7 protein-coding genes are annotated in these 4,274 nt (G+C 62.5%); 5 read left to right on the top strand and 2 right to left on the bottom strand.

The annotated features are described in order from the left end of the window. On the bottom strand, window positions 1-391 hold a 391-nt coding region (locus FS320_RS39165), incomplete at its 3' end, for a helix-turn-helix domain-containing protein (RefSeq protein WP_152713122.1). A 70-nt stretch (window positions 392-461) separates the two neighbouring features. Here FS320_RS39165 and FS320_RS39160 point away from each other — a divergent pair. Both FS320_RS39160 and FS320_RS45600 read left to right on the top strand, forming a co-directional pair. After that, on the top strand, window positions 462-731 hold the full coding sequence (locus FS320_RS39160; protein WP_152717775.1) for a hypothetical protein: 270 nt from the start codon (window positions 462-464) through the stop codon (window positions 729-731). Then, window positions 728-901 (top strand): hypothetical protein, encoded by a 174-nt coding sequence (locus FS320_RS45600; RefSeq protein ID WP_153885394.1) that lies wholly within the window; start codon window positions 728-730, stop codon window positions 899-901. Before FS320_RS39160 ends, FS320_RS45600 begins: the two co-directional genes overlap by 4 nt. Window positions 902-915: 14 nt before the next feature. Here FS320_RS45600 and FS320_RS39155 read toward each other — a convergent pair whose 3' ends face one another. Then, window positions 916-1,455: a hypothetical protein gene (locus FS320_RS39155; protein WP_152717773.1), complete on the bottom strand. Its 540-nt coding sequence runs from the start codon at window positions 1,453-1,455 to the stop codon at window positions 916-918. Between FS320_RS39155 and FS320_RS39150 the strand changes: the two genes are divergently transcribed. The 3 genes from FS320_RS39150 to FS320_RS39140 all read left to right on the top strand — a co-directional run. Continuing rightward, window positions 1,454-2,107, top strand: a complete 654-nt coding sequence (locus tag FS320_RS39150; protein ID WP_152717771.1) for a hypothetical protein — start codon at window positions 1,454-1,456, stop codon at window positions 2,105-2,107. The two genes, FS320_RS39155 and FS320_RS39150, sit on opposite strands and share 2 nt — an antisense overlap. Before the next feature lie 126 nt (window positions 2,108-2,233). Continuing rightward, on the top strand, window positions 2,234-3,841 hold the full coding sequence (locus FS320_RS39145; RefSeq protein ID WP_162003531.1) for a recombinase family protein: 1,608 nt from the start codon (window positions 2,234-2,236) through the stop codon (window positions 3,839-3,841). A 42-nt stretch (window positions 3,842-3,883) separates the two neighbouring features. Then, the coding region (locus FS320_RS39140; protein ID WP_152713122.1) for a helix-turn-helix domain-containing protein at window positions 3,884-4,274 on the top strand (391 nt) is incomplete at its 3' end.

Below are 4,274 nucleotides of genomic sequence, written 5' to 3'. Positions count from 1 at the left end.
AGATCCGCTGCACGCTGGTGTGGGACAGGCCTGTGACAGCGGCCATCGAGCGCACGCTCCACTGCGTCGCTCGCGGCGGCTTCTCATGCAGGGTCATGTCGACAACCCGCTGGATCACCGCGGCCGTCAGGGGCTTGCGCCCTGGCGGGCGGGTGGCGTCCTTGAGAAGCCCGTCGACGCCCGCCTGCGCATAGCGGCGGCGCCAGCGCCTCACCGTCAGAGTGCTCGTGCCGACGCGGCCGGCGACCTCGGTAGCGCGCAGGCCCTCACCAGCCAGCAGAACAATCCGAGCCCGCCAGACGACCTTCTGGGATGTGTTGCGGTCACCGACCAAGCTCTCCAAGCGATCTCGATCAGCGGCGGGAACCTCAATGCGTTCGATCTTGCCCATCAGAGCAGGATCGCACGTCGGATCGGATTTCGGAATCACTCGTCAGTGACAGAACACTAGGAAGATCCTCATGAGTCACGGACCCATCGAAGAACAACACCGATCTGTCATGAACACTCTCGCCGGAGCACTGGACGAGGTCTTCAACGGTCCCTCCACAGATGACCGAGTCCGGACGACCGGCTTTGCCCTGCTCGTGTTCCCACTCGGCAAGGACATCAGCGGAACGGGCCGCGTCAACTACATTGGCAACGGCGCCCGCGCAGACATGCTGGTAGCGCTCAAGGAGCTCGTGGCCCGCTGGGAGGGATGCATTCCGTCTGAGGAGGATCGCGCGTGAAGATCGTGATCAAAACGGGCACCAGCGGCGGCGACACCGTTGAGATCGTCACGGATAACAAGACGATCACCCTTACCACCTCACAGGCGGACGAGCTCGCAATCAACATTGCTCTCGTCACTGCCCAGGCTCGCAAGGGCAACGAGTATGAGGAGGTGATCGAGGTATGAGGGCTTGGCCATTCTTATTCCAGCTTGTCGCGTTCTGCCCGAATGGCGTGCGCTGCGCTTTCGGCGGCGATGACATTCGTTCGAGATACATCGCCAGTATTGAAGGAGACCGCTTGCTTCTCGCGGTATTCGGTATCGGCTCGGGCGATAACAAGCCCAGTGTGGGTCACAAGGCCACGAAGGCGTTGAAGTTGTGTGGCGGTTCCCGAAGATCCAAATGGGCTCAAAGAGGCGCTCAGCAACGCGCTCGCGAGGTCTTCGAGCATCTTCGACGAGTGCTCGAGCACATAGTATTGAGGGATCATCTTTGGATCTGCGATTACATCCGCAACTTTCTTGACTTGGCGAAGAGCTTCGTCGCTCAGGCCAATGAAGGCATCGAATTGTGCCTTTTTCGCAGCCTTTGCCTCACGCCGAGCTTCGCGCGATTGTGCGGAAGCGATCCAAATGGCGGCCGCTATCGCGAGAACGGATCCAATGGCCTGGGCCCAAGACGCAGTTCCGGGGTGCATCTCGATCCATTTCAGCAAACCGCCATGGACGTGTTCCACCATGCCTGAGCCCCCCATTATTTTCTCTGCGCCTATGATCCGCGCGCTCATCGCAGGGCGCAAGATCCAGACGCGCCGGATGCCGCAGCCGACGCCGGCTGGCGACGGTCTCTGGCACTTTCATAACCGCTGGGGTGGCATCTCGCAGGCTCATCAGGAGGCGCTCACCTCTTACATCGTGGATGCTGCGGCTCGCTATGCTGTCGGTGACCGCCTCTGGGTGCGGGAGAACTGGCAGACATACTCGATCCTCGACAGTGACGCGCCTTCTGCGCTCACTGGCATTAGGATCTGGTACGGTGCGGATGAAGGCTACAAGCCTCCGAGCAAGGTGCGCCCATCAATCCACATGCCCCGCTGGGCCTCCCGGCTGACCCTGACCGTGACTGGCGTGAAGGTGGAGCGGCTCCAGGACATCAGCGAGGAGGATGCTCGGGCGGAAGGGGTCCATCCGGCGGCGGTCTACGGCGGCCAAGCACAGTCTTGGCTCCCGGCCGGGGACCTGCGTGAGACATTCCACCTAACGGCCAAGGAAGCCTTTAAGGATCTCTGGGGCCGGATCAACGGCCCAGAATCCTGGGAAGCCAACCCATGGGTCGTGGCTGTCTCCTTTGAGGTTCGCCGTGGCAACATCGACAGCTTGGGGGAGCAATGAGCTCCTCCGCCAAGACTCTACCCCCTTTGGATCCGCTTCTGGTGGAGTTCGTAAGAGCGCTTGCCAGGGATGCGGCCAGACAGGATATTCGGGACCGCTACGGCTCAGTCCCCCCGGGATCTTCCAATGACCAACGCCAGACTGCGGGCGGTGCTCTACGCCCGCTACTCGAGCGATCTGCAAAACGAGCGATCGATTGATGACCAGATTGCCCTCTGCCGGATCTATGCCGAGCGGGAGGGTTATACGGTCACCAAGGTCTACTCAGATAAGGCCAAGTCAGGGGCGACCCTCTTCGACCGAGACGGCCTGATCGAACTGATTGCCGATGCCAAGAAACGCCTCTTCGATATGGTCGTCGTAGAGAGCCTCGACCGCCTCTCCCGCGACCAGGAAGATCTGGCGGCAGTCTACAAGCGCCTTGAGTTTGCCGAGGTCGAGATTCGCACCCTGAATGAGGGCAAAGCCACCTCGGTCCATGTGGGGCTGAGAGGCCTGGTCGGCCATCTATTCCTCAGGGATCTCGGAGCTAAGGTCCGCCGCGGCCATACAGGCCGCGTGAAGGAAGGAAAGATCCCCGGGAAGGTGGCCTATGGCTATCGGGCCGTGGTTGGGAAGCCGGGCGAGCGGGAGATTGATCCCGATCAGGCCCAGGTCATCCGCCGGATCTTCGAGGAATACGCCGACGGCAAATCACCGATCGCCATTGCCGAGGATCTGAACCGTGAGGGCATCCCAGGGCACAATGGCAAGCCCTGGCAGTGGCCCCGCCTCACCGGCGGTCCCCGGGCTCTCCTCACCAATAGGATCTACCTGGGCGAGATCCACTGGAATAACTGGCGCAACGTGCGCAATCCCGATACCGGCAAGGTCAACAAGCGCCCCACAGCTCCTGAAGAGCGGGTCGTTGTCAAAGTGCCGCATCTGCGGATCATCTTGGACGAACTTTTTGAAGAGGCTCAGGCCGTGCGCATCGCCCGCGGGAAGAAGCAGAAGATCCCGCCCAAGGGCCAGCGCCGCCCGTGGCAGCGCAATGGCAGCCTCTTGGCAGGCCTTCTCCGGTGCGAGACCTGCGGCAGCTCGATGGTCCGTGGCCAAGGCGACCGAGGCGGTCGCCCCCGCGTGATTTGCACCTCGGCAAAGGTTGGCGGCTGCCAGCACACCAAGAGCTACGACGAGCAGATGCTGGAATCGGTCGTGCTCAATGGGCTCCATACCCAGCTCGCCGATGAGAGGCTCATCAACGAGTTCGTCCAAGCCTACCATTCAGAGCGCGCAGTGGCCGAGCGGGCCGCCCGGGCAGATCTCGAAGGGACCAAGCGCCGGCTGACCGAAATCGAGGCCGGCATGATGCGCCTGGTCGGGTTCCTGGAGAAGGGCACCATGGCCGAGGATATCATCGCTTCCCGTATGAAGGATCTTGAGACCGAGCGGGCTGCCCTGCGGGAGCGGGAGCGGCTAGCTCTTGAGGCCACGAACATCGTCGAGCTTCATCCGAAAGCCATTGAACGGTACCGGCAGGCCATCGCCACCCTTCAGGAGGATCTGGCCTCTGGCCGCAGGCCCGAGAGTCGGGCCGCCTTCCGGAACCTCGTGGATCACGTTCTGGTCAAGCCGACAGAAAAGAGGGCGCCGTACGAGGTCACGATCTTCGGGCGGCTGGGAGCCCTCCTCGGTCTCGACCTTTACCCGGCGAAACGGACCCCCAGAGAGATCCTAGTGTTCTGTCACTGACGAGTGATTCCGAAATCCGATCCGACGTGCGATCCTGCTCTGATGGGCAAGATCGAACGCATTGAGGTTCCCGCCGCTGATCGAGATCGCTTGGAGAGCTTGGTCGGTGACCGCAACACATCCCAGAAGGTCGTCTGGCGGGCTCGGATTGTTCTGCTGGCTGGTGAGGGCCTGCGCGCTACCGAGGTCGCCGGCCGCGTCGGCACGAGCACTCTGACGGTGAGGCGCTGGCGCCGCCGCTATGCGCAGGCGGGCGTCGACGGGCTTCTCAAGGACGCCACCCGCCCGCCAGGGCGCAAGCCCCTGACGGCCGCGGTGATCCAGCGGGTTGTCGACATGACCCTGCATGAGAAGCCGCCGCGAGCGACGCAGTGGAGCGTGCGCTCGATGGCCGCTGTCACAGGCCTGTCCCACACCAGCGTGCAGCGGATCT

Source organism: Microvirga tunisiensis (assembly GCF_009296175.1).
GTDB lineage: Bacteria > Pseudomonadota > Alphaproteobacteria > Rhizobiales > Beijerinckiaceae > Microvirga > Microvirga tunisiensis.
Note: the sequence above shows the minus strand (reverse complement) of the source record. Positions and strands in the feature narration are given on the sequence as shown.

Excerpts from the sequence above, each read along its gene's own strand:
- FS320_RS39160 (WP_152717775.1), top strand. The coding sequence starts at position 462 with ATGAGTCACGGACCCATCGAAGAACAACACCGATCTGTCATGAACACT.
- FS320_RS39150 (WP_152717771.1), top strand. The coding sequence starts at position 1,454 with ATGCCTGAGCCCCCCATTATTTTCTCTGCGCCTATGATCCGCGCGCTC.
- FS320_RS39155 (WP_152717773.1), bottom strand. The coding sequence starts at position 1,455 with ATGGTGGAACACGTCCATGGCGGTTTGCTGAAATGGATCGAGATGCAC.
- FS320_RS39145 (WP_162003531.1), top strand. The coding sequence starts at position 2,234 with ATGACCAACGCCAGACTGCGGGCGGTGCTCTACGCCCGCTACTCGAGC.